The sequence below is a fragment of the uncultured Holdemanella sp. genome (assembly GCF_934772795.1).
Classification (GTDB): Bacteria; Bacillota_I; Bacilli_A; order Erysipelotrichales; family Erysipelotrichaceae; genus Holdemanella.
In genome coordinates this window covers 55,547-78,892 of record NZ_CAKVMR010000001.1, presented here as the reverse complement: position 1 = coordinate 78,892, position 23,346 = coordinate 55,547, and the positions used below count along the sequence as shown (strand labels likewise).

General features: G+C 34.7%; 27 protein-coding genes and 2 other annotated features. Of the genes, 2 read left to right on the top strand and 25 right to left on the bottom strand.

The genetic code is table 11. The features are described 5' to 3' along the window. Positions 1 to 67: 67 nt before the first annotated feature. Together aroF and Q0F04_RS00510 are read left to right on the top strand one after the other, a co-directional pair. On the top strand, positions 68 to 1,081 hold the full coding sequence (aroF, locus tag Q0F04_RS00515; protein WP_295748923.1) for a 3-deoxy-7-phosphoheptulonate synthase: 1,014 nt from the start codon (positions 68 to 70) through the stop codon (positions 1,079 to 1,081). Between the two features lie 50 nt (positions 1,082 to 1,131). Beyond that, entirely contained in the window at positions 1,132 to 2,061 is a 930-nt protein-coding gene (locus tag Q0F04_RS00510; protein WP_295748920.1) for a TIGR01212 family radical SAM protein, read from the top strand. 14 nt (positions 2,062 to 2,075) lie between these two features. On the opposite strand, the gene Q0F04_RS00505 is transcribed toward Q0F04_RS00510, so the two are convergent. From Q0F04_RS00505 to Q0F04_RS00385, 25 genes are all read right to left on the bottom strand, one after another. Continuing rightward, on the bottom strand, positions 2,076 to 3,344 hold the full coding sequence (locus Q0F04_RS00505; RefSeq protein ID WP_295748917.1) for a hypothetical protein: 1,269 nt from the start codon (positions 3,342 to 3,344) through the stop codon (positions 2,076 to 2,078). A gap of 109 nt (positions 3,345 to 3,453) precedes the next feature. Next, positions 3,454 to 4,686, bottom strand: coding sequence for a tyrosine--tRNA ligase (gene tyrS / locus Q0F04_RS00500; protein ID WP_295748914.1), 1,233 nt, complete (start codon positions 4,684 to 4,686; stop codon positions 3,454 to 3,456). A 32-nt stretch (positions 4,687 to 4,718) separates the two neighbouring features. After that, positions 4,719 to 4,913, bottom strand: a binding site (T-box leader). A gap of 25 nt (positions 4,914 to 4,938) precedes the next feature. Next, positions 4,939 to 6,192, bottom strand: a complete 1,254-nt coding sequence (locus Q0F04_RS00495; RefSeq protein ID WP_295748912.1) for a peptidoglycan bridge formation glycyltransferase FemA/FemB family protein — start codon at positions 6,190 to 6,192, stop codon at positions 4,939 to 4,941. A gap of 11 nt (positions 6,193 to 6,203) precedes the next feature. After that, a complete protein-coding gene (leuS, locus tag Q0F04_RS00490) occupies positions 6,204 to 8,618 on the bottom strand; it encodes a leucine--tRNA ligase (RefSeq protein ID WP_295748909.1) in 2,415 nt (804 codons plus the stop codon). Between the two features lie 38 nt (positions 8,619 to 8,656). After that, positions 8,657 to 8,854, bottom strand: a binding site (T-box leader). Between the two features lie 18 nt (positions 8,855 to 8,872). Further along, positions 8,873 to 9,271: a hypothetical protein gene (locus tag Q0F04_RS00485; RefSeq protein ID WP_295748906.1), complete on the bottom strand. Its 399-nt coding sequence runs from the start codon at positions 9,269 to 9,271 to the stop codon at positions 8,873 to 8,875. After that, positions 9,222 to 9,614, bottom strand: a complete 393-nt coding sequence (locus tag Q0F04_RS00480) for a competence type IV pilus minor pilin ComGF (RefSeq protein WP_295748903.1) — start codon at positions 9,612 to 9,614, stop codon at positions 9,222 to 9,224. Before Q0F04_RS00480 ends, Q0F04_RS00485 begins: the two co-directional genes overlap by 50 nt. Continuing rightward, entirely contained in the window at positions 9,577 to 9,738 is a 162-nt protein-coding gene (locus Q0F04_RS00475; RefSeq protein WP_288522132.1) for a hypothetical protein, read from the bottom strand. Before Q0F04_RS00475 ends, Q0F04_RS00480 begins: the two co-directional genes overlap by 38 nt. After that, entirely contained in the window at positions 9,725 to 10,117 is a 393-nt protein-coding gene (gene comGD / locus Q0F04_RS00470; protein ID WP_295748899.1) for a competence type IV pilus minor pilin ComGD, read from the bottom strand. The genes Q0F04_RS00475 and comGD overlap by 14 nt, the downstream gene beginning before the upstream one ends. After that, positions 10,095 to 10,262 (bottom strand): hypothetical protein, encoded by a 168-nt coding sequence (locus Q0F04_RS00465; RefSeq protein ID WP_295748896.1) that lies wholly within the window; start codon positions 10,260 to 10,262, stop codon positions 10,095 to 10,097. The genes comGD and Q0F04_RS00465 overlap by 23 nt, the downstream gene beginning before the upstream one ends. Before the next feature lie 1,063 nt (positions 10,263 to 11,325). After that, positions 11,326 to 13,110 carry a GH25 family lysozyme gene (locus tag Q0F04_RS00460; protein WP_295748893.1) on the bottom strand — a complete coding sequence of 595 codons (1,785 nt, stop codon included), beginning with the start codon at positions 13,108 to 13,110 and terminating at the stop codon, positions 11,326 to 11,328. 12 nt (positions 13,111 to 13,122) lie between these two features. Beyond that, positions 13,123 to 13,521 carry a hypothetical protein gene (locus Q0F04_RS00455; protein WP_295748890.1) on the bottom strand — a complete coding sequence of 133 codons (399 nt, stop codon included), beginning with the start codon at positions 13,519 to 13,521 and terminating at the stop codon, positions 13,123 to 13,125. 2 nt (positions 13,522 to 13,523) lie between these two features. Further along, the gene (locus tag Q0F04_RS00450) at positions 13,524 to 13,904 is read right to left on the bottom strand and encodes a hypothetical protein (RefSeq protein WP_278462235.1); all 381 of its coding nucleotides are present in this window, start codon (positions 13,902 to 13,904) and stop codon (positions 13,524 to 13,526) included. A 97-nt stretch (positions 13,905 to 14,001) separates the two neighbouring features. After that, on the bottom strand, positions 14,002 to 14,130 hold the full coding sequence (locus Q0F04_RS00445) for a hypothetical protein (RefSeq protein WP_295748886.1): 129 nt from the start codon (positions 14,128 to 14,130) through the stop codon (positions 14,002 to 14,004). Next, on the bottom strand, positions 14,123 to 14,266 hold the full coding sequence (locus Q0F04_RS00440) for a hypothetical protein (protein ID WP_295748883.1): 144 nt from the start codon (positions 14,264 to 14,266) through the stop codon (positions 14,123 to 14,125). The genes Q0F04_RS00445 and Q0F04_RS00440 overlap by 8 nt, the downstream gene beginning before the upstream one ends. Further along, positions 14,247 to 14,444: a hypothetical protein gene (locus tag Q0F04_RS00435; RefSeq protein WP_295748880.1), complete on the bottom strand. Its 198-nt coding sequence runs from the start codon at positions 14,442 to 14,444 to the stop codon at positions 14,247 to 14,249. The genes Q0F04_RS00440 and Q0F04_RS00435 overlap by 20 nt, the downstream gene beginning before the upstream one ends. Then, positions 14,441 to 15,484, bottom strand: a complete 1,044-nt coding sequence (locus Q0F04_RS00430; RefSeq protein ID WP_295748878.1) for a reverse transcriptase domain-containing protein — start codon at positions 15,482 to 15,484, stop codon at positions 14,441 to 14,443. Before Q0F04_RS00430 ends, Q0F04_RS00435 begins: the two co-directional genes overlap by 4 nt. 354 nt (positions 15,485 to 15,838) lie before the next feature. Then, a complete protein-coding gene (locus tag Q0F04_RS00425; RefSeq protein WP_295748875.1) occupies positions 15,839 to 16,282 on the bottom strand; it encodes a hypothetical protein in 444 nt (147 codons plus the stop codon). Between the two features lie 54 nt (positions 16,283 to 16,336). Beyond that, complete coding sequence (locus Q0F04_RS00420) at positions 16,337 to 17,521, bottom strand: DUF6273 domain-containing protein (protein WP_295748873.1); 1,185 nt, start codon at positions 17,519 to 17,521, stop codon at positions 16,337 to 16,339. Next, positions 17,521 to 17,727 (bottom strand): hypothetical protein, encoded by a 207-nt coding sequence (locus Q0F04_RS00415; protein WP_295748870.1) that lies wholly within the window; start codon positions 17,725 to 17,727, stop codon positions 17,521 to 17,523. The genes Q0F04_RS00420 and Q0F04_RS00415 overlap by 1 nt, the downstream gene beginning before the upstream one ends. Positions 17,728 to 17,740: 13 nt before the next feature. Further along, complete coding sequence (locus Q0F04_RS00410) at positions 17,741 to 19,231, bottom strand: fibronectin type III domain-containing protein (RefSeq protein ID WP_295748867.1); 1,491 nt, start codon at positions 19,229 to 19,231, stop codon at positions 17,741 to 17,743. A 3-nt stretch (positions 19,232 to 19,234) separates the two neighbouring features. Beyond that, positions 19,235 to 19,897 (bottom strand): hypothetical protein, encoded by a 663-nt coding sequence (locus Q0F04_RS00405; protein ID WP_295748864.1) that lies wholly within the window; start codon positions 19,895 to 19,897, stop codon positions 19,235 to 19,237. A gap of 1 nt (position 19,898) precedes the next feature. Beyond that, positions 19,899 to 20,366 carry a hypothetical protein gene (locus tag Q0F04_RS00400; protein ID WP_295748861.1) on the bottom strand — a complete coding sequence of 156 codons (468 nt, stop codon included), beginning with the start codon at positions 20,364 to 20,366 and terminating at the stop codon, positions 19,899 to 19,901. Then, positions 20,367 to 20,546 (bottom strand): hypothetical protein, encoded by a 180-nt coding sequence (locus Q0F04_RS00395; RefSeq protein ID WP_278462256.1) that lies wholly within the window; start codon positions 20,544 to 20,546, stop codon positions 20,367 to 20,369. A gap of 9 nt (positions 20,547 to 20,555) precedes the next feature. Next, entirely contained in the window at positions 20,556 to 21,050 is a 495-nt protein-coding gene (locus tag Q0F04_RS00390) for a hypothetical protein (RefSeq protein ID WP_295748851.1), read from the bottom strand. A gap of 2 nt (positions 21,051 to 21,052) precedes the next feature. Continuing rightward, positions 21,053 to 23,344 carry a phage tail tip lysozyme gene (locus Q0F04_RS00385; RefSeq protein WP_295748848.1) on the bottom strand — a complete coding sequence of 764 codons (2,292 nt, stop codon included), beginning with the start codon at positions 23,342 to 23,344 and terminating at the stop codon, positions 21,053 to 21,055. Positions 23,345 to 23,346 lie beyond the last annotated feature (2 nt).

Genomic DNA, 23,346 nt, shown 5'->3' with positions numbered 1-23,346 from the left:
TTTAAGCATTAACAATTTTACTGTTAATGCTTTTTTGTTACTCACAAATGGAAAGAAGGATATTATTATGATTATTACTTTAAAGAAAAATGCACAAAAAAACGATGTCGACAAATTAATTAAGAAATTCGAAAAGATGAATCTTCAAGTCACAATGATTCAAGGAGATAACTATAACGTCTTTGGTTTAGTTGGAGATACGAGTATCGTAGATGAAAAAAGCGTTATGGCTAACCCTATCGTCTATAACGTACAGCGTGTTGCGCAACCTTACAAATTGGCCAACCGTATGTTCCATCCAGAAGATACCATTGTGGATGTGAATGGAATTCAAATTGGAGGTAAAAAGATTGTGATGATTGCTGGCCCTTGTTCTGTGGAAGGTGAAGATCAAATCTGTCGTATTGCCAAAGAAGTAAAAGCTGCCGGAGCGGATATGCTACGTGGTGGAGCCTATAAGCCTAGAACAAGTCCATACGCATTCCAAGGTATGGGTACGGCAGGAATCATGGCGATGGTAAAAGCTAGAGAAGAAACAGGACTACCTATTGTATCTGAACTAATGAGTGCAGAACACTTAGATGAATTCGTAGAAAACGTAGATATCATTCAGATTGGTGCGCGTAATATGCAAAATTTTGATTTATTAAAAGCAGTTGGAAAGACAAAGAAACCTATCCTTTTAAAACGAGGCATGTCCGCAACCATTCAAGAATGGATCATGGCGGCTGAATACATTATGTCGGAAGGAAATCCAAATGTCATTTTCTGTGAACGTGGTATTCGTACATTTGAAACCTATACACGTAATACATTGGATTTAAGTGTTGTACCTATCATTAAAGAAAGAACCCACTTACCTATCATCATTGATCCAAGTCATGCAGCAGGTGATTATAAATTAATTGAATCCCTATCCCTTGCCGCTATTGCCGCAGGTGCTGATGGATTGATTATTGAAGTGCATGATGATCCAGAAAATGCATGGAGTGATGGTGCTCAAAGCTTAAAACCAAAGCGCTATGCCGATCTAGTTGAAAAAGGAAAAGCTATCGCAAAAGTTATTGGAAGAGAGTTATAAGAAACTGCACACGCAGTTTCTTTTTATGTTACAATGCTTTGGGTGATACAATGAACAATCCTTATCCTTATTCAAATGACAATAAAAGATATCAAACAATCAATTACTATTTTCGCAACAAATATCATCAAAAAGTAGCTAAGATTCCATTAAATGCAGGTTTTACCTGTCCAAATCGCGATGGTTCAAAAGGTATCAATGGATGTACATTTTGTTCAAGCATGGGTTCTGGTGACAGTATTCTGTGTTTTGATGATTCATTACAGAAACAATATAAAGAAGGCTTAAAGCGCATGCAAAATAAGTGGCCAGATTGTCTTGGGTTTGCGTACTTCCAAAGCTATTCCAATACATATGCTCCACTTGAAGTCTTAAAGAAAATATATGATCCATTCTTTAAAGACCCAGACATTCCTGGTGTAGCCATTGCGACACGTGCCGATTGTTTAAGTGATGAAGTCATTGAATATTTAAACAAACAAGATAAAGAAGTCTGGCTAGAGTTAGGACTACAAAGTGTACACGAAAGTACCATGGAACGATGTAATCGTAAACATAGTACACAGATCGTATTTGATTGGTTGGATAAACTTAAATCCACAAACATCAAATCTTGTGTGCATATCATTAATGGTCTTCCAAATGAATCCAAATCGGATATGTTAGAAACCGTAAAACAAATTTCTAAGCACAAACCAGATGCGATCAAGATCCATATGCTGCATTTAATTGAAGGCACACAAATGGCTAAAGAGTACGAAAAAGAACCATTTCATATTTTAACTTTAGAAGAATATGTTGATATTGTAGTCGATCAATTGGAACTCTTACCACAAGATGTTATTATTGAACGATTAACGGGTGATGGAATTGCGAAAGATTTAATTGAACCAAAATGGACAATCAAAAAAACAATCGTGACAAATGAAATTGATAAGTTAATGGTAAAAAAAAATACGTGGCAAGGCAAAAATGTCTAACCACGTGTTTTTCTTTACAACATATTTTCAGGTTTAACGATACGACCTGTCCAACCTAGATATCTTGCCCATTGTCGACTTTCTACCGGATCATCATAAGGCCCATTTTGTGCTTCACCATGAATTCCTTTTAAGAATTCGCAAAAGCCACCAACACCACCGACATCATCTAAAACGTTTAAACCATCGGCTGCAATACAATGTACTTTCTTTACAGATTCCACTTCATCTATTTTAGTAATATGAATTGTCCATCCATCTCCATAATCGTATTTGTAGATTAAACCCGATTCACCAGCTATATCCATAATTAGGCCAACACCAAGTCTTTCCATGATTTCGTTACAACCATATGTACAGCTTCTACTAAATTCTTCCATTGTTGCATCCAGTGTCTTAATTTCCCTAAGCGTATGTATCCCCTTTCGATATTCTTCAAAGCTAGGACCAACCATAATTTCATCATCCATACTTTGCACTTGTTCTTGTGCATACTCATACGTTTCTTGATATCCACGATATACATATGGACGAGTGTATTTTTTTCTTAACCAACTTTTAAAACTCTGTCCCTCATCATAATTATCATCCCAATACCAATCATCAAAATCTTCACTTGGAAAGCGAAAATAAACACCGCACAAATGACTCCAAACACTATATTTATTTCTAGTAATCTCATTAAAGACTTCATTCGTAAATTGATAATGATGTAGATGACTGTTTTGCCAGCCAAAAGCTCTTTGAATCGCATAATGTAAATTATGAAGTGGCATATCCACAGGAACTACAAAAGTCCTAGAAATACCATCCTTTACATTTCCATATTTTCTTAATACATACATATCTGCATATTTTGTATCTAATTCTAATTTTAATACTAAACCTTTTGTTTCTTTCATAATATAATCATCTCCTTCTTCTTTTAAAGAAACATTGTGTGCAACCTGATTTTTTTTAGCTATCTCTTGCCTAGCTCTATAATTTTCACATCGTAACGCATTTAGGCTTCGATTTTCTTTATAGAAAATGCGGTTTGAATACGGTAGATATGTAGATAAAGTCGCATTTGAAATATTCAATATTTCAGCCACTTCTTCTTGTGTCTTCCCCTCCTTCAGCAAAGGCAAAGCGGATTCTGTAATCGGTGAAGTTATTTCTTGCATGGTGATCAAAATTTTGCGAACTTTCGATCTAGAAAGCTCAAACCGTTTTGCGGTATCTTGAATAGAGCATGATTCTCGATATGCATTCACAATTTCTTCAAATAATTTTATATCCATCTCATCCATACTCATATACTATCATAAACAAAAACGAAATAAATAATATCATGTCATTTCGACATGTACATAATTACAAAAGACCAGTATTTTAAACTGGCCTATTGCTTTATTTTAAATTTAAGCAGTAATATCTTTTCTTACCACGACGAATGATCACATAGTTTGATACATAAGCCTGTGATGAATCTATAACCAATGTTTCATCATTGACTTTTACACCGTTTAAACTAATTGAGTTTCCTTTGATCCATTCTCTAGCTTCACGACGACTTGAAGCAATTTTAGCCTCCACTAAAACATCAATTAAAGTCTTACCAGCTTCCTGGTCTACTTTATCCATGTTTTTAACAGCATCTAGACGTTGTTGTTCATCTAAATCATTTAATTGACCTCTAAATAAGGCATTTGTGATCTTTAATGCAGATTCTAAACCTTCTTCACCATGTAAATCACGTACAACTTCTTCAGCCAATTTCTTTTGTGCTTCACGTCTTCCAGCATCTTCTTTTAAAGATACTTCTAAAGCATCGATTTCTTCTTTTGTTAGGAACGTTAATTTCTTTAAGTATTCAATAACCTTTGAATCATCTGTATTAAACAAGAATTGGTATAGTTCATATGGTGAAGTCTTTTTAGGATCCAACCAAACAGTTCCCGTTTCACTCTTACCAAATTTAGTTCCATCTGCCTTCGTGATCAATGGCATAGTCAATCCGTAACATTTCACATCAGCACCACATTTTTTACGAATCAACTCTAGACCTGAAGTGATATTTCCCCATTGGTCCTGTCCACCAATCTGCATCGTACATCCTTTTGTCTGATATAGATTTAAGAAGTCTAAAGATTGAAGGATCATATAAGAAAATTCTGTATAACTAATTCCTGAATCCAAACGTTTCTTTACAGTTTCCTTATTCAACATGTAGTTTACGTTGAACAATTTTCCATAGTCACGCAAGAAATCAATAATTGTGATATCTTTTGTCCAGTCTAAGTTATTGACCATGTCAAAGCCCCATAATTTAGAGATTTGTGCATGTAATGCATCATAGTTAGACTTTAATACTTCTGGAGCCAACATACTTCTTTCGCCAGTTGCCTTTGGATCTCCAATAAATCCAGTAGCTCCACCTACCAACATAATTGGATGATGTCCATGTTTTTCTAAACGTTTTGCCATCAACAAAGATGAATAGTGTCCAATGTGCAAGCTATCTGCCGTTGGATCTGTCCCAATATAAAATGTGACTTCCCCATTATTGATGACATCTTCTACTTCTTCACTTGTAACGTTGTCAACTAAACCACGCCATTTCAATTCTTCAAATAATTCCATTTTGTCCTCCCTGATAATAAAAAAAATCGCCCGATAAGGACGATTGAATCGCGGTACCACCTTACTTCATACAAAAATTCTTTGTATGCACTTAAACCTTTAACGCAGGTATACGTCAAAATTGAAGCTCCAAGGTGTATTCCACAGGTCTATTTGAAACTTTACACCAGCCAGTTTCTCTCTAAGAAATAGATAATCTGTGTACTCTTTCTTATCATAGCGAACTTATTATATCGAATCTAGAATCTAAACTCAACAAATATGTTTTAAATTGTTGTAAATTTTAAAAATAAACGGTTTACAAGGAAGAATGAAGTTACCAATATATTCACGCACTACAGCATTAAAACCTCTTTTAAAATCAAATACTCCATACCCCTCTTGTTCAGGTTTGAATAAACCACTAATACCATAGAAGTTATAGTACTCATACCCTTCTTCTATAGCTTCTTGAATCATATTCCAATGAATCGCATATGGTCCTCTAAAGACTCTTTGTTCATAATTACTTGATCCAACCAAATAAATAATTTGATTTGAATACTTCAAGAACAAACAACAAGCCAAAGGTACAATATCCCCGTATTCATTTTTTAAATCTGAAATTTGGTTTAATTTTTTCTTTAAAGAATTATAGTATTCTTCATCAGTCTTTAAACGCTTTTCCTTTTTGACATTGCCAGGATTCGCTTCTAAGAATGCCTTTGTTTTTTCAATGTCTTTTAAAGTCTTATCATATTCTTTCTGTATTTTAGAAGAATATTGATCTAAATCTAAATAAGACAACCACGTTTCTACATGATCATCACCATAGAACTCATAAAGTTCTTTATAATAGTTTAAATCAAAAGCATGGAAGTTATGACGTTTACTCGTCTCTTGTTCCATAGAATCTAAAATATCTAATTCATTAACATTTAATTTTCTAACATTTACACAATATTTTTGTGCACTACGAACGTCCTGTCTTGTTGTGTAAGAAAACTCTTTAAAAATATCATCGGCCGTTTTATTACGTAGATCTAAACTTGAACACCAACGACACTCTTTATTTAAATCATAGCCTTGAGTCAATGGAAGTTGTACAAAGCCTGATGACTTCAAATTTTCTACTACATCAAAATTATTGAATCCACCTTCAACAACATTTCCATCTTTATCTCTTTCTTGTAAATCAATTTCTGGATCCGTTTCTAGATACACAACATTCTTCTTTTTAAGGTATTTTTTCAACTCGGATACAAAACTATTAAGTTTATCCTTTTGTTTATAATCAGCAATAAATCCTCTTGAAATATAACAATATTTAAAGACTTTCATCAAAGGAATATATGCAAGCATACACGTTGCATATACTTTATCTAGTTCAATAGCTTGAATAAATTCAACTTGCCAACCATCATGCATAAACTTTTGTGCCTGAAAATCCGATTGTTGAAAGATAACAGCATCAAGAGTATCTAAATAATCTCGATACTCTTGAATACTTATGGTTTTGATTTGCATAACACACCTTCTTAGTTGGCAACAATGTTTACAACTTTACCCTTAACAACGATAACTTTACGAATTGTCTTTCCTTCAAGCTGACGCTGAACTGTTTCTAGTTCCATAGCTTGTTTTTCAAGTTCTTCATTGCTAGAACCAACAGCCGCTTCAAATTTACCACGCACTTTACCATTGACCTGAACAACACAAGTGATTGTATCTTCAATCAATTTTGCTTCATCATACGTTGGCCAAGGCTCATACGCAATTGTATCTTCGTGACCTAGTAATTGCCACATTTCTTCACCAATATGAGGTGTAATACATGAAAGCATCTTCACAATTCCTTCGGCATATGGTTTATAAACGGTTTCTGCTTTATAAGCTTCATTCACAAAAATCATCATCTGTGAAATCGCTGTATTGAAGCCTAATGCTTCATAATCTTCAGTAACCTTTTTAACAGTCTGGTTGTAAACTTTATCCAACTTACCATCATTTGTATCTGTGACTTTACCAGATTCAATGAATAAACGATAAACACGATCGATCCATCTTCTAGCTCCATCACAACCAGCCATTGACCATGGTTTACTTTGTTCTAATGGTCCCATGAACATTTCATATAGACGTAGTGTATCAGCACCATATTTTTTAACGATATCTGAAGGATTGACTACATATTCTGGGAATCGTTTACCCATTTTAATTCCGTTTTCACCTAAGATCATACCTTGGTGCACTAATTTCTTGAATGGTTCTTTACATGCCACAACACCCTTGTCGTATAGATAATTATTCCAAATACGAGAATACATCAAGTGTCCTACCGCATGTTCGGGTCCACCCACGTATAGATCAACTGGCATCCAGTGCTTTAATAATTCTGGATCGGCCAATTGTTTATCATTGTGTGGATCAATATAACGTAAATAATACCATGAAGATCCGGCAGATCCTGGCATTGTACTTGTTTCACGAACACCCTTTACACCATTTTGGTTGTATTGTTTCCATTCTGTCGCATTTTCTAGTGGAGCCTTACCATTGTGTCCCTTGTAGTCTTCAAGTTCAGGTAAGATCAATGGCAACTCTTCATCTGGAAGAACATAGTCTGTTCCATCTTCTAAGTGTACGATTGGAACTGGTTCTCCCCAATAACGCTGACGTGCAAAGATCCATTCACGGAAACGATAATTCACTGTTTCTTTCGCAATACCCATATCCACTAATTTTTTAGTGATAGCTACTTTTGCCTCTTCTACAGTCAAACCTGTAAATTCTTCAGAGTTAATTAGCTTGCAGCCTTTTCCTAAATAGTCCTGTTTTTCAAAGGCATGTTCACTTACATCTTGTCCTTCAATAACTTGAATCCTGTCAATATTATGGGCAATCGCATATTCAAAGTCACGTTGATCATGACTTGGTACAGCCATAACAGCACCTGTCCCATAGTTTGCTAAAACGAAATCTCCAATAAAGACTTCAACTTCTCTACCATTGACTGGATTGATGGCTTTAATACCTTCTAGACGACATCCTGTTTTTCCTTTATTCAATTCTGTACGGTCCATTTCCGATTTTGAAACCGTTTCTTGAATATAAGCTTTTACTTCATCCTGATTTTTAATTCTTGGCATTAATTCCTGCACTAAATCTCCATCTGGTGCAAGTACCATGAATGTAATACCATAGATTGTTTCGATACATGTTGTAAAGATAGAGAATTTTCCTCCACCTACGATTTCAAATTGAACTTCAACACCGGTTGAACGTCCAATCCAGTTTCTTTGCATTTCCTTTGTAGATTCTGGCCAGTCAATTTCATTCAAACCTTCTAGTAATCGTTCCGCAAAAGCAGCCTGGTCGATACAAAGTTGTTTCATGTTTTTACGAATCACTGGATATCCACCACGTTCACTCTTACCATCGATAACTTCATCGTTCGATAATACTGTACCTAATTCTTCACACCAGTTTACTGGCATATCTACATACTTGGCATAGCCATCGTTATACAATTGTTTAAAGATCCATTGTGTCCAGTGATAGAATTCTGGATCTGATGTGGCAATCATTTTTGACCAGTCATAATCAAATCCCAATTCCTGTAACTGTTTTGTGAAAGTCTTGATGTTTTTTTGTGTGAATCCATTTGGATTGTTTCCTGTTTGAACAGCATATTGTTCAGCTGGAAGTCCAAATGAGTCATATCCCATTGGGTGAAGAACGTTATATCCTTGCATACGTTTCATACGCGAAACGATATCTGTAGCTGTATATCCTTCTGGATGTCCGGCATGTAATCCTACACCACTAGGATATGGGAACATGTCTAGTGCATAAAATTTAGGTTTTGAAAAATCCCAAACATCTGTTTTAAATGTTTCATGATCTGCCCAATATTTGTGCCATTTCTTTTCTACTTCTAAATGATCGTACATATTAGCCTCCTATTAAAAAATAAAAAACGCCCTTGAAATCTAAGGACGTTTGTACGCGGTACCACCTTAGTTCACAATTCTCATTGTGCCCCTCAAACTCTTTATCGCAGAGCATACGGATAACATTACTCATCAGCTCCTTAGCAAGTTCAAAGGCTGTACAATGCTAAATTCCACCAACTTTAGCTCTCTAAAAATTGCCATTTCCTTCTACTACTCTAATTCATCGCTATGCATCAATTTTATCTTTTTTTTCATTGTTCGTCAATATCAACCGAAACGATTGCCTTATCGTCATAATAGATTTTCATTGAAACATGTAAGTATGTACATTCAATAAAAGTCTCATGATCTTCAAAATGCACATTACAATTCTGTATAAATTCATCTTTTTGTTTGATTGGTTCTTCACTTGTATGACACAACTTAATACGATTATTATGATGAATCATATGTTTGGCATGATCCACGATGGATAGTTCTAGAATATTTTGTTGATTGGCCTTTAATAGATATACATTTTGCATCGTACTCAAAGATAAAAAAGAGACAATTTGAAGCACTAGAAATAAACACACTAAACTTACTTCACTGGCATATCCATTAATAGAGTTCAAAGTCATAGGTTTTATTCTTCTTTTTAAACCAAACATAATATCCATCTTCTTTCTTATAAAATATAGCCTCATCAATTTGTTCCATATAGATTTCATAGCCAGGACTTTTCACAATGCGATGCTTATCAAAATACAAGACTTTCTTTTCATGATTTAAAATGTAGCTTAAACCATCCGATTCAATTTTCAAATCATTTGACTGTGCCAATTCTCTTCTTAATTGTAAAATCGCAAATTGATTCTGTGTATCTACATCCATATGCGCAAATTGTAAAGCACAACGCATCAGCATGCACCCTAATAAACTGACTAGGCTTGTGATAAACAAGGCCAATAAGGCTTCAATCAGAGTAAAACCATTTCTTTTCAATTTTCTCATCGATTTTAAGATTCCTTTGAAAATATAAAGTATATACACCATTCAATAATAAACTTACACAAATCAAGATCACAAAAAACGCAAATAAGGCATCTTCTAATAAAAAACCATTACTCTTTTTCAAGACGAACCCTCCCAGCACCAACCTGAAACACTAGTTTCATTTGACTGGATGCATTTTGACAATGTAGAGATAGAGCCTTCGACATATTGCCCTTGGCATTGTAGTAAAAGGATACCGAATCACATACAATATCATTTGGTATCAAATATTCCTCTTCATCTACATAAATCTTATCATTTAGCTTCACATACACTTTTTTATGTTCGACATATGCTTTTTCCTGGGCTGTAATACATAGAGTCTGCAGATTCTTCATAAACACATATAAAGAAGAGTGCATACGAAAGGATATTCCAAATCCAAGCATAGAAACAATGAAGAGCACGATCAACATTTCAACTAAGGTAAAGCCATTCTTATTGGGATACGGCTTGTCCATCCACAATCACCACTTTACTATGATCCGGACAAGTATCCTGTCCCTTTTTTAAATACCCAAAATCAATAAGCTCTTGCACACTGGTTGGTGTTTCTAATTGATCAATTTCATACAACATGATTTGTGAGTTGACAATTTCAAGCAAAGCTTCACAGCCCTTATTGCGAATGATCTTTTCTTTTTGTTGAATGATATTTGCAAGTTTCTAGCTCTTTATTTTTCTTTATTTTTTATTCATCTAGTTTACTTTATGTTCTCATACTTTCTCATTTTTGGCTACTTTTTATTCCATTGATTCCAAAAAAATATTCCATCTGTTATGCCACGTGCTTTATGCCATTATGCCAAAAACATATTATTGTTTCTTTTCCTTATAATATAAAAACAAAAAAGCCTCCCGCTTGGTAAGGAGACTCTTTTGCATAAGTTTTAGTTATCTTTGAAAGGGTTGTGTCCATCCATGAAGAACACATCAATAATATAGCATATAAATTTTGAGATTTGTTAAAAAACAAAAAAACCATACCTGGATGTGATAGGTATGGGAGAGTTTTGGTGACAATTTTTAAAAGAGGGAGCTTTTAGCAATTGTCACATTCTTTGTTTTTGCTAGTTGCCTACAAGAGAAAAGTGAAGATACTATTACACGTCTGCAATCATTTCTACACAAAAGAGAGCTTCGGCCTTTATCACTCTGCTTTTCCTAGCAACATGATTATATCATAGCAACATGAATTTTATATAAAAAGACCACCTTTCAAGTACTACTAGTCTGTACTCTATTCAGTGGTAAGAAAATAATTTTTCTTTGTAGTCGACTTTGCATAAAAATAATATCAATCAGTCACGCTTGGAATAACTATAGATCAATACTAATAAATCCATATGCCTAACTTGGATTTGTACATCAAGCTAACATGGTTCACTTAGAATTCATCATGTGTTGGCCTTTGTCATTATAACATAGCAAAAACTGCCACACAACTAAATGCGTAGCAGTTTCGTTTCTCCTTGTTCCTATAATTGGTACATGAGATAAATGAATACAATTGTATTCCCCTAAGCATAGATATTATACCACGTTATGGTATTGGTCGCATTGTGCACTCTGCTAATCTATGTGCATATATTTTAACATATAAACCTATTTTTTGCAGATTTTGTCCAAATTCGAGTATTTAATGTCGTATTTTGTACATTATGTACGATTATTTGAACAATTTAGCTATTTTTTCAGCAATCTTTAGCAACAGTTCAATTAATTTATTGATTCCTGTCACATTGATTTTGTTTTCGCTATCGTCTTTAGAATCTGTATTTGGTTCATCTTTTTTGTTTTCTGAACCATTTTCATCCTTTTTATCGTCTGTTGATTCATCTTTCTTTGGATTTGATTTATAAAAATCAATATCATGGAAGATTATATCTTTGTCGATTGGGTTAGCTGCGTACTGATGGATAACACCGACACTTGATTGGTCTGATTGAATATTTCCATCATTTGTTCCCCAATTTGCAATCCAAATAGGATAAGTTGTTTCTACAAATGTTCCTAACCAACTAGTGCTAGTATAAACACCTGTATAATATCCCTTAGCACTCATATAGTCGCAGAACACCTTGCAAGAGAATGAACATCTTTCTTTTGTAAGAACACCAGCTTTCTTCTTGTAATTATCTGCATCCTCCATATCGAACCATACACCTAATTGAACATTTCTATCTTTGATTAGATTGTATACATATTCCGCTTCGGCACGTGCTTGACTATCATCTAACGCATAATCATATACATAAACGCCATAAGGAATTTTTAATTGTTCACACTTGTTTGCGAAGTATTCAAATTTCTTATCGGTATATTCTCCGTAAGATGCACGCAAGATTACGAAATCATATTTAGATAAATCTATATCTGAACTGTTATGTTCTGAAATATCAATTCCATATCCCTTAACATTCTTAGTGTAGTCTGTTGTAGTTGGTTTTGAAGGCTCTGTAGAAGGCTTAGAGTCCTCTTTCGTATCTTCCTTAGTATTTGTATCAGGTGCACTAAATTTCGCCCACATTTGCGTTCTATCCTCTGTGGCGGACACTGCAACAAAGAACTTTCTATCTCCTTCTTTTCCTACAACATATCTATGTCCATTTGTAACGCACTTCCAATAATAACGAATCTTATCTCCTGCGTTGCATTGGCCAAAGATTTCACCACTTGGATTATCATAGTGCTTATGAACACCATCAACAGTGAATTCTGCAATTCCATCTTCTTGTGTTAATTCAATATCTTTTGTTTCAGGAGCGCCGATTGTGGCCCATGGCTCAACACCATATGATTCACTACCGCTTACTGCTGCAAAGCATCTAACACCGTTAGTGTGAATCCATGATATATATCTATGTCCATTTCCAATCCACTTTTCTGTATAGACTTGCTTTTCACCTTTTACAAATGTTCCGTATGAAGCACCTGTTGGTGTATCTCTATGAATAATGATAGCAGTGTCATTTTTGAAAGTTGCCATTCCATTCTCTTTAATCAATTGAGAAGCATCATATGTAGAAGCATTTGTATAGAATTTAGGTCTTAAATATCCCCAAATAGCTCCTTGATAATTCAGTGGCCATAACATGGCTTTAGGGTTGCCTAGAACATTCTGAGAGAGTGCTCTGCCTTCCCAATAGATAAATATATGTCCGTATCTTGCATCCCCGCCTACAGACACTCCCACGTCACCATTTTGGGGAGCACCCGTAACAACATCAAAATAACTTAAAACACCATTATTTGCTCGATTGAACCACCAATCTTTGGCATGGCCACGTGCAATACATGGTTTCCCTCCCCATGCCATCAATCCTTGAATCAACGAAACGCACTGTCCACCATATGGTTCTTCGCCTTGAACATAATTAATGTTCATTATTTGCCCTTTATTGTTAAAAACCTTATTGATAGCATAGTTATAAAACTCTTGTGGAGTTCCCATTTTTCATCCTCCTTAGTTTTTATCTAGCAGAAAGTCTTGGATTTCGTCTCTAGTCTCTTGGAGTTTGTCTTTGTCGTTTTCAGAAAGCATATTGTTGATGATCGCAATGTTTGCTTTTAATGTCAAATTACCACGTTGCTTATCTTCTTCTAATCTTTCTTCATGTTCTCCTAATCTTCGAGAGTGTTCATTCAATTCTTTCTTAATCCCTTCTTGTGTGATAACTAAACTTTCAATTGATTTTATTCTCTCATTGTCTCTTGCTAACCATTCTTCGTGTTTTCTAACAGTTTCTTTTAAATCGTCATTAGGTTTCTTTACCTCTTTAATGATTTTTACAACTCCCCAAACGGAAGCAATTAAACCGCAAAGCCATAAAACATATTCTAAATCAATAGTGATTACTTTCACTATTAGTCACCTTTGACGTTGATTTTATCAATTCCGTTATCTAATTGAATCTTAACGTATTCTTCAATTTCATCAAAAGTACTTTGAACGATTTCACTAATCATTTCTTTTGTAATGATGCCATGTAAAGCATCAGGCACTAGATCATAAAGCTTACCAACAACTTCTTCAAATTTTTTACCACCAGCATTAGTTGTATCTTTGTAGTTATCCTCTGCTTCTTTAATGTAAACTACCGCTTGTGCAGTGATTTTAGCAATCACTTCTTGAACTTCTTTTGCTTTAGTTTTAGCTTTTGTACTGAATTTAAAATATAAAGCCAATCCTCCACAAACCAAAGTAGCAGCAGTCTGTAATAAAGTTAAAAAATCTTGTACATTCATAAATTTACACCTCCAAAAACATTTCATCTCTCTCATATTTTCTGAGGTACTGTTTTATGGCATCTCAATTATATAATGAAAAGAAAAGGACGTACATTCAACGCCCTTGTTCTTTACTTAAAACATCAATTCCATACATATATAGAATCTCATTTTGTTCTTTGATGATTTTATTTTGCTTATCAATAATATCTAATAAATATTGAATATACTCGAAATTACTCAAAATCAATCAACTCTTGATATTCTGCTTTGGTGATTTTCTTTTTCTTATAAGCTTGTTCTACTAAGAAAATATAATTATCTTTGCTATACTTTCCGTCAATCACCCTGATTTTTTGATTACTCAAAATCTTGTACATGAGCCATTCCCTCCGTTTCTTCTTCCTCAACAGGCAATTCAATGCCTGCCATACAAGCAACGTATTCTGTTAGAAACTTTTGATTTGCCAATTCATCTTTAGTAGATTGAACTTGAGAAGCTTGATATTCTTCTTCTGCTTGTTTGTCGATAGAAACATCTAATTGTTTGATAATCATACTTTTATCTCCTTCCATAGATTAGCGTAATACGCATCTATTCTTTGCAACAACTTGTACGTATTTCCTAATTCTGCGTGTGATTTCCAACTATGAAGGCTTGCATCAATTTCTTCTTTTGTCATTTCACATTTCTTGGATTTAATGACTTGTTTCTTTAATTTTCGCCTTTCATGTTTTATATTTTCTGAACTTAGGTTGTAATATACCTTACCCGTTTTTGATAATGTAGCTTTAAATCCAAGAAACATAAATCCTTTATCTATTCTTAGAACTTTGGCTTTCTTTGGGTTAGGTTCAAACCCTAATTCGATTAACTTATCACAAACTATTTTCTTCCATTGCTTCGCTTTTTCTTTGTCATTTGTAATCAAATAGGAATCATCCATATATCTTATGAAGCTTTTACAATGCAGTTTTTCTTTGATGAAATGGTCTAATTCATTTAATAAGCTTATGCCAGCAATCTGAACCATTTGAGAACCTGGATTATACCCTACGTCTCCCGTATACTGTGTATCTAACACATCTTGTGACATACTAGCAGTATCTGAATCGCACATCTTATAAAAACATTCATTGACATCTTTATGTCTCATATTTTGATAATATCCATGTATATCTATCCATACAACATACCCTACATTTGTTTTGTTGTTGATGTAATATCTATGAAGATATTGTCTCATTACATCCATAGCTTTCTTTGTTCCTTTAAATTTTTGACAAGCTATATTTGTATAAACAAAGTGTTTTGTCGTTTGAGGATATAATGAATTATCGTTAATACTACGTTGATAAACTCTATCCCTGAAAGGAATACTTAAACACTCCCTTCTTTTTGGATATGTAACAATAATTGGTTTAGGTTTTCTGTTTATCCATGTATCATTCTGTAATTGTTCTTCCATCTTCAAACAATTTTCTACACCATTTAATACAAATGATTTAACACTTGGTTTCCAAGATACATTTTTCTTACATTTCAACATTGAATCAAACAATTGATCGTAGTTTGTAATATATTCTTTTATTTTCAAAATAATAGTTTCCTTCCGTCATAGTTAGCTACCATCTTTTTTTAAGAGGCTCTAACATCGGTGGCAAAATACACTGATTTATGTATATTCTGCGGTATTGTTCGCTCTAATGAGCAGGGATGAGGTTCCTTGTTTACACATATCAAATCGTATCAACATCTAAGGTTGACCATATAGTTTAAGTTGATAAACAATCGGGGCGAACGTATTCGCATTGGAAGCGTTGTTGTTGTTGACATTGCCACTAGTGTTCACATTCCACGTATTACAAGCATTGCCTTGGTTGGCTGAACGCAAACGGACGTTCTGAGAATCAACCTACATCCCGTATGTATTAGTATTTATTAATAATTACTAATTGATATATTTTGCATATCGCTCTTTATCTGCATTATGCCATGCGATATACATTCTCTTTACTGTTACTACTTGATTAGTCCAATATTTAACTCGTTTTCCACGAATGTTAAATAATGTCTTTGCTACATCTATGTCAGACAATAAATCTATACAAAGGAAAATGGCTTCACGTTGGTATCTACTGCGTTCTTCCCATCTTTCATGTCCTGTCTTACCTTGAACATAGATTGCATTTGCTCTTTTTCCTAGCCTGTATATATCTTTTGCCTTCTTAATCATGTCACCCGTCATTGTCTGATAATACTCAGGCGGAAAATTGTTTGTGTTTGAACAAATCTTTACAGTATACAAAGACAAGTTTCTTGCTTCCCATAAACAATCCAACATTTTATTTGTCGGTGTATCAGGTACATTTCTTTCATTTACATTAGTTGCCATTCAATAATTCCTTTCCTTGTATGGGGCAGTACGTTGTCTGCCCCGATTTTAGATTTATGCGATGCAAACAAGCGGGGCGAACGTATGCGCACTGGAAGCGCTGTTGCTGTAGACACCGCCACTAGCGTTCACATACCACGCATAACAAGCATAGCCTAGGTCGGCTGAACGCAAACGGACGTACTGAGGTGATGTTTTATTTGCAACGGAATACTCAACCATATTTGGATAATCTGTCCACCATTCGCAAGGTGTTGTACGTCCGCTTCTTCTTTTCCAATAGGTGTGAACATCACCTTCACCACTAGTTTGTGGTTTAATGAACATCTGAGATAGTGAAGGTAACGTAACATAATCATATGTAATATCCTCTGCACCTTCATCATTTACAGTGTTAGCGTAAGTAACCACCTTTACTTTTTTTAAACAATTTAGCATTTCCTCAGGCATACCACAAAGGAATCCGTCTTTAGAAGCTAATTGGTCAGGACAAATATCCCATTGATCCTGAGGTGTCCACCACTGTCCTTTTGGCTTACTTGAGTTTAGCCATTGTCGTAACGCAGATGTTTTCCAACGATTCCATCCATATGCCAATTCTTGTACTGAGTTTAAATTTCCACTTCTACTGTCATATGGGATTGTTCCTAGATTTGTTCCACCACTACCAACAGTAACATTTACCGTCTCATTTAATGTAATTCCATCTTTACCATATGAATAGACTTTCCAATTAGATGGTGCTTGGTCGGGTGCTCCATAGCATCCAGCTAATCTACCGCCTTTTTCTACAGGCTTTGTCAATGTAAATTGGTAATTGATTCCTGGCTTAACATTGTTCCCCCATGCCTTAGCAAAATCGAAATTGTAAGTGCCAGCACTAAGTCCATCAGGACACGCTAGAAACGCTCTCTGATGCGAAAATTGAATACCAAAAGGCAAGGTATAGTGCGTTTGTAACCACATTCCAGGGACTACTTCTCCGTCCTCTAAAGTCATATCTTCAAAGTGGTTTACTTGCCATGGCATATCGTATTCTTTTGAATCAGCGGTATCTGTCCATTTTTCAATTAACTGCGTACCAATAGCAAACGCACTTTCACCGACTCCGTTAGCAATTAATGTTCTTACTTTCTGCCAATCCATTGATTGATGTGAAATTCCGTTTTGAGCAATAATATTTAATGCTTTTACAATTTTTTCTCCTGTTTCATCTGTTAAAATTCTGTGTTTTGCCATTATTCTTGTACCTCCTGAACAATATATCCTTCTTCGTCTACAGATAATCCCAACGCATCAAATTCTTGTTTAAGTCTACTTACACCTAAAGAATCGTCTAATTGTTGGATTGTACCTTGTTTGGTAGCTTCATTATCTTGGACGATAATCAAATCTGTTTTGGAAATGCCTTTACTAGAAGGCAGTTCTGCAATTCTAACACCCATTTATATGTACCTCCTAACTACCATAGTTTGTATGACGTAGAATCTTACCTTTCTTGTTGAAATAAACTGCTTTTACTTTTTTTATAACTCCATTGTCATTATAGAAAACTCTAGCAGTTCTTAATCGTTCTTTACCGAGAACATCAACAATCAAGTTATCTCCATTCTTGGCTAGAATATCTACACCATCTTTTGTAAGAATATTTTCTTCATACGTATTTGAGTTATAAGCAATCTTCAATTGGTCAATTAAAGTTTTAAAAACAAATGTAGCACTATCAGATTTAGAACCAAAGTTATCTACAATACGAACATATAGTGTATAACTTGTTTCAGGGTTTAAATCATTTAGAATAACTCCAATATCAGTTCCTACGTTAATCCAATTTGAATCATCTAAGGAATATTCGTAATGATCTATTGTAGCTCCTTCATTTACGGAGAATCCATACCAAGAAAAACTACCTCCATGAGGTGTGATTCCCATACAACCGATACCACCTACATTTGGTTTTGCAGTGTTCAACGTTGTAAATGATGTACTAGCTGCCAACGAAGGTTGACCGTAGTTATCGACCATTCTTACATAGAATGTATACTTTGTATTAGCTTTTAAGCCACTAAGAGTTAAACTAGTTTCTTTATCTTGTCCTGTCCAAATTTTTCCGTCATTAGATGTTTGGTAAGAATAATCTGTAGCCATATCACCTAACGAGAATCCACTCCAACTAACTTTTGCAGAGTTAGATGTTATTGAACCCGAAGAAACAGTTCCTCTTGAAGGTGAGTTAGGATATTTAGTTATCGTAGTAAAATCTACTGCTTTACTCCAAACTCCATTGTATTTTCTTTTAAAACGATAATATCCTGTATATTTAGTGTTTGGTTTTAGCCCTGTCCACGTGTCAACGAAAGGAGTATCGGCTTTAATAGCTTTATTCCACGTTTCCCATTTTTTTCCGTCTCTACTCCATTGGTTTTCTTCGGAAGCAAACGGAACGGATATAGTACAGTACATTGTTTTATATGTACTTCCAACATTACTGATTGTTGCCTTGTCTGCGGTTCTATCAATTTTAGGAAGTGAGATGTCTACTACATTTGTGTTATAAGGGCTTCCTATAGCCCCTGTATATGTTCCATTAAACCAATAATGCACTTTGCTTGATGCATTACCATTAGAATCGTGGTCAACAGTAAATGAACCGTTTTGTAGAATATATTCCTTGTTAGTGCCAGCCCCACCATCGCTTAGAGTAGCGTGCGAACTGTAATTTGGTGCTCCTGTAACTCCAGCAGACCAATCTTGTTCTACACGATAGCCTGAATAGCTTGGGTTTTTATTTTCAACTAAAACCCTTGTTCTTGTATGGACTGTAGACCTATTGTTTACGACATCTTGTTCACTCCATGCGTAAACTTGGAAATACATATTACATCTGCCACTGTATGACCAAATTTGATGATTTCCAAGTAATGCCCATCCTCCACCTACATAAGCCATGGATTAGTCTCCTATCTGAAAGTAGAAATATCCGTTAGGGCAATTTGTCGTGTTTGGGTCGGCAGTTCCAACTTTATAACGAATTGATTCGATATTTACTGCATGATTTTCGTCAGGTGGTATCGTTACGTTATTAACTTTGATTGTTTTGATAGGCACTAATTGATCTACAACTTCTTGTTTAATATATCCAGCATCATTTTGAAGCTCAGACACATTTTTGGGTATTTCAGTTTTCTTTGCATATACACTAGCTATATCTAGATTGACAATATAATCAACAGGACTAATTGTGTTTCCATCTAATTTAATAGTTGTGATAGGCACTTTGATAGCAATATTTTTGTTGTTATCTTTGGCAATGTTTGTTCCGTTTACAGAGATTGTTTTAACGAATTGATTTAGAATTTCCATTAAATCTAATTGGTTAGAAATATCACCAATCATATTTCCCCATTTGATTTTCAAATTTGCATGGTCATTGATTACTTGAATTTCTTTCCCGTTGTAGATATAGAATAATCCTTTTGAATCAACGTATGCATGGTCTCTACTTGGATTAGTAATATCATTTACAGAATCAACGATTTCTAGCCAAAATTCGCAATCACCATCTCTTACAGGAAACGCTACCGCCATATCTTTATTACATACTACAGGTTGCATATTATTTTCCTCCAGCTTTCATAATGTCTGCGAAACAAGATGCACAAGATGTAATTTCTACACCTAAGAACTTAGTACAAGCTTCAATAAACTTCTTGTTAATCTCCAAAGCAATATTCAATAGTTCAGGGTCTCTATCCGAAGCTTGATACGCTTCAAACGCAGTGTACATAGCCATACTTAAATGTTTAACTAAACACCACTGTTCTCTATCCCCTTCACCACCGAAAGAATTGTATAGATAAAGCATTTGAGAACGTCTGATATTGGCATAATCATCAATTTCATTCTTTAGTGCTTCAATCTTTTCTAAATTATCAGGAATTTCTTCTTCACTAATTAATCCATTCTCAACCTCTGAAATACGTTTTTCTAATAAGGTTTTAGCGTGTAGTTCTGCACTTGCAATTTGTGTAAAACTACGGATAATATCTTCTCCAATTCCCGAAGTGCTATATTTGTTTTCCATCTACACAACCTCCTTTTTGTATGCTTTGATAGACAATCTAGCAGACTGTTGTTTTTGTTTTCTTTTAAAGTCAATTTGTTGACTGTTCAATTTCAATAACGATATGGCAGACTGCCAATCTCTAGGATTTTGTTTTACATGATTTGATAGGTTTTCAATTCTTTGCTCATATCTGTTCATAGATGCCTCTTATCTGTTTACATGACTATATTTAAGATAATTTACTAACGTACAATCAAAATTACCATTTCCTGTTACTTTGATTGTTTTATATCCTGGGTCTAGTATTCTGTTTCTATCAGCTTCTGAAAGATACCCACAAGCTTTAAGAACATCGAAGTTAGAATATTGCCCAGGCCATAATCCATTGCCTGTAATCCAAGCTCCATTGAATTGTTGCTTGAAATATGGTGTCATGTCTATTCCTTCAATCTCGATATTAAAGTTTGTAGCAGTAGAATTATCTATTACTAGTTTAAACTCAAAACGCTCATAATAAATCAAATCCTGAGAAATTGACATTCCTATTACCGCTGGTTTAGAACTCGAACATCCCCATCTAGGGAACTCGTACCCATAAAAATCAACTGTGTGGTTTCTACGTTGAATGGAATTGTATCTTCCTTTTTCTTTCAAATCATAGACACTATCGGCTAATATATTTATTGCCTTACTAATATCCATAACTAATCACTCTTTCCGTCTCTATCCGTTCTTAGGAATTTCTCTAGTGTCAATGTATCTATTTCAATTCCTGTTTTATCTATTTCTCTTTGTAGACTTGTGATATAGAACCAATCGTCTTGTTTTAGAATACGTTTCATGTATCTATTGCAACTTCCTAATTGCAATAAATTGAGATCATAAATAAATCTGATTCTATCGCCTACGTTTACTTCTTTAGGTAATGCTTCACAAGAAACGTTGATAGCAAACTTTCTTCTTGCATTAATTAGTTTTCTACAGGCGCAATCATATACAACCTTGGCCGCATAAATTCTATCGTTATCAGTAATGATAGTTGTTCCGTTTGTAGACTCGGGGTCAATGCTCTGTTGTACATAAACGCTCTTTACTCTGAAAATACCAATGATATTTGATGTACTGATTGTTGTTGTATTGCAATATGGATAAGGTTGGTTTTGGCCAAAGAAATTTGCTCTACCATTACCAGCATCAGAAACGTACATTGCAACGTGTGATGCAGGTGTGTCACCACCTCTTCCAAATATGCACCAATCACCAAATTGAGGTGTATCAACATAATCAAAGTATTGAGAATAGCCTAATTCATCTCTGTTATACCAAATGTAATCTGCATATCCATCGCCGCCTATAGCTCTCGTAGGGTCGGGATAATTTAATGTCTGCAATGCTTTTTTCCATGCATCTACACATTGATATGGTTGTTCAACTGGCACACCATCCATGTCGATAGATTGACCATTCCATGTGTTGATATAGTTCTGAGCGTTCCAAGGCCTAGCTTGTGTCTTATCTTTATCCGTTGTAGTGCCGTTATCGTCTTGTTCCCACTCAGGAATCAAGCCATAGACACGTTGAGCAAATTCAATACGTTTTTGATACTGCAAATCAATAGATGTATCTCCACGCTCATAATCTGCCATAAAAGCCATTACCATGTAATTCATATCTGCTTCCATGTGTGACCATTGTTGAAATGTGATGTTATAAGAAGAAGTAGGAATCCAAGGCCCATTTGTAGCGTTTGTTGACCATTCTTCAACCAACTTAGCTACTTCTCCTTTTCCATACATTGTGTAGCTTGAATATCCATGAGAACCGAGCCAATTGGTGATTCGTGTGTATGGAGTCCACTGAACTAATCCAAATCCTTTTTGAGAATCAGGAACATCACCCATTTGATACAAGTTAGGGTTTAATGTTGATTCCACATGACACGAACCACATAAAGCAGCAATAGCAGATTTACTCCAAATATCTTTTAAAGAGTGCCATAAAGCTTTAGCGTTGTTTATTTCCTCTGTATCAGTTAAAAATCTTTGTTCTTTAGGAATTACCCATTTGTAATCCTTAGAGTCTTTTGTCATATCCTCTAAGCTAAATGGTGATAAATCATCAAATGCAAATGTTCCTTCAATAAATACACCACTTTCATATCCAACTGATTCCGTATCAATAATTGAGTATTCCAATTGATTGTTAGGAGCTAATTTAGGAAAGTCTACATATTCATAATCACGCTCGTTATTAATGTTTGATCTCAAAATAACTACAGGGAATTTTGGATTCTGTAAGCTTTTATCGTTGTACACTTCTCTCAGTGATAAAGACGACATACCGCTATCAGATTTATTAGCATAAACTGTAGCTAGGTTAATAACATCTGAGAAATCAGTTTCCATTGTTGGTTCGCCAATGATTCTGTAGTTTCTTCCTAACGTTGGTTTATTAGAAAGCATAACAGGTTGTTTCTTCCCAAAATATCCAATTTCAACTTGCTTATCATTTGTAAATGGCACTCTCCAATAAACAGATGGTGTCAATTCACAAGTTTTAGTAAGTGCATCCAATTTAGATTGTCTAGAATAAACGTAGTCAATCTTTTCATTATCAATTTCAGTTTCAAAATTCATCTTCCACTGAGTCGAATAATACATATCTTCGCTTTCGTATACGTTCTTTATAAGAGCGTTTTTAACCGCATAATTTGTTGGGACTTGTCTGTATGTCCATTCATTGATTACGTGCGTTAGAGATATGTTTAAACCACTTACAGATGGTTTATAGTCAGTAATCATTCCGTAGAAAACTCCACAATCCATGATTACTCGCATTTCTTTTCTTCCTGAGATTAAATCGTAGTATTCGTTAGGAATTGTGATTTGCATTTCAGGTACTGTCATCAACTCATTTGAAAAACTGATTGTGCTTAAAGCCTCTCTGAATCTTTTCTTAACTTTTCCAAATTCTAATATTTCAAAGTAAGGAATCATGT

Bases quoted from the DNA above. Each gene is read 5' to 3' on its own strand.
- Q0F04_RS00495 (WP_295748912.1), bottom strand. From the start codon at position 6,192: ATGCAAATCAAAACCATAAGTATTCAAGAGTATCGAGATTATTTAGAT.
- Q0F04_RS00385 (WP_295748848.1), bottom strand. From the start codon at position 23,344: ATGATTCCTTACTTTGAAATATTAGAATTTGGAAAAGTTAAGAAAAGA.
- Q0F04_RS00480 (WP_295748903.1), bottom strand. From the start codon at position 9,614: ATGAGAAAATTGAAAAGAAATGGTTTTACTCTGATTGAAGCCTTATTG.
- aroF (WP_295748923.1), top strand. From the start codon at position 68: ATGATTATTACTTTAAAGAAAAATGCACAAAAAAACGATGTCGACAAA.
- Q0F04_RS00440 (WP_295748883.1), bottom strand. From the start codon at position 14,266: ATGTACAAGATTTTGAGTAATCAAAAAATCAGGGTGATTGACGGAAAG.
- Q0F04_RS00420 (WP_295748873.1), bottom strand. From the start codon at position 17,521: ATGGCAAAACACAGAATTTTAACAGATGAAACAGGAGAAAAAATTGTA.
- Q0F04_RS00435 (WP_295748880.1), bottom strand. From the start codon at position 14,444: ATGATTATCAAACAATTAGATGTTTCTATCGACAAACAAGCAGAAGAA.
- Q0F04_RS00400 (WP_295748861.1), bottom strand. From the start codon at position 20,366: ATGGAAAACAAATATAGCACTTCGGGAATTGGAGAAGATATTATCCGT.
- Q0F04_RS00505 (WP_295748917.1), bottom strand. From the start codon at position 3,344: ATGGATATAAAATTATTTGAAGAAATTGTGAATGCATATCGAGAATCA.
- Q0F04_RS00510 (WP_295748920.1), top strand. From the start codon at position 1,132: ATGAACAATCCTTATCCTTATTCAAATGACAATAAAAGATATCAAACA.
- Q0F04_RS00450 (WP_278462235.1), bottom strand. From the start codon at position 13,904: ATGAATGTACAAGATTTTTTAACTTTATTACAGACTGCTGCTACTTTG.
- Q0F04_RS00425 (WP_295748875.1), bottom strand. From the start codon at position 16,282: ATGGCAACTAATGTAAATGAAAGAAATGTACCTGATACACCGACAAAT.
- Q0F04_RS00460 (WP_295748893.1), bottom strand. From the start codon at position 13,110: ATGGGAACTCCACAAGAGTTTTATAACTATGCTATCAATAAGGTTTTT.
- leuS (WP_295748909.1), bottom strand. From the start codon at position 8,618: ATGTACGATCATTTAGAAGTAGAAAAGAAATGGCACAAATATTGGGCA.
- comGD (WP_295748899.1), bottom strand. From the start codon at position 10,117: ATGGACAAGCCGTATCCCAATAAGAATGGCTTTACCTTAGTTGAAATG.
- Q0F04_RS00485 (WP_295748906.1), bottom strand. From the start codon at position 9,271: ATGTTTGGTTTAAAAAGAAGAATAAAACCTATGACTTTGAACTCTATT.
- Q0F04_RS00390 (WP_295748851.1), bottom strand. From the start codon at position 21,050: ATGGATATTAGTAAGGCAATAAATATATTAGCCGATAGTGTCTATGAT.
- Q0F04_RS00405 (WP_295748864.1), bottom strand. From the start codon at position 19,897: ATGCAACCTGTAGTATGTAATAAAGATATGGCGGTAGCGTTTCCTGTA.
- Q0F04_RS00415 (WP_295748870.1), bottom strand. From the start codon at position 17,727: ATGGGTGTTAGAATTGCAGAACTGCCTTCTAGTAAAGGCATTTCCAAA.
- Q0F04_RS00410 (WP_295748867.1), bottom strand. From the start codon at position 19,231: ATGGCTTATGTAGGTGGAGGATGGGCATTACTTGGAAATCATCAAATT.
- tyrS (WP_295748914.1), bottom strand. From the start codon at position 4,686: ATGGAATTATTTGAAGAATTGAAATGGCGTGGTTTAGTTGACAACGTT.
- Q0F04_RS00395 (WP_278462256.1), bottom strand. From the start codon at position 20,546: ATGAACAGATATGAGCAAAGAATTGAAAACCTATCAAATCATGTAAAA.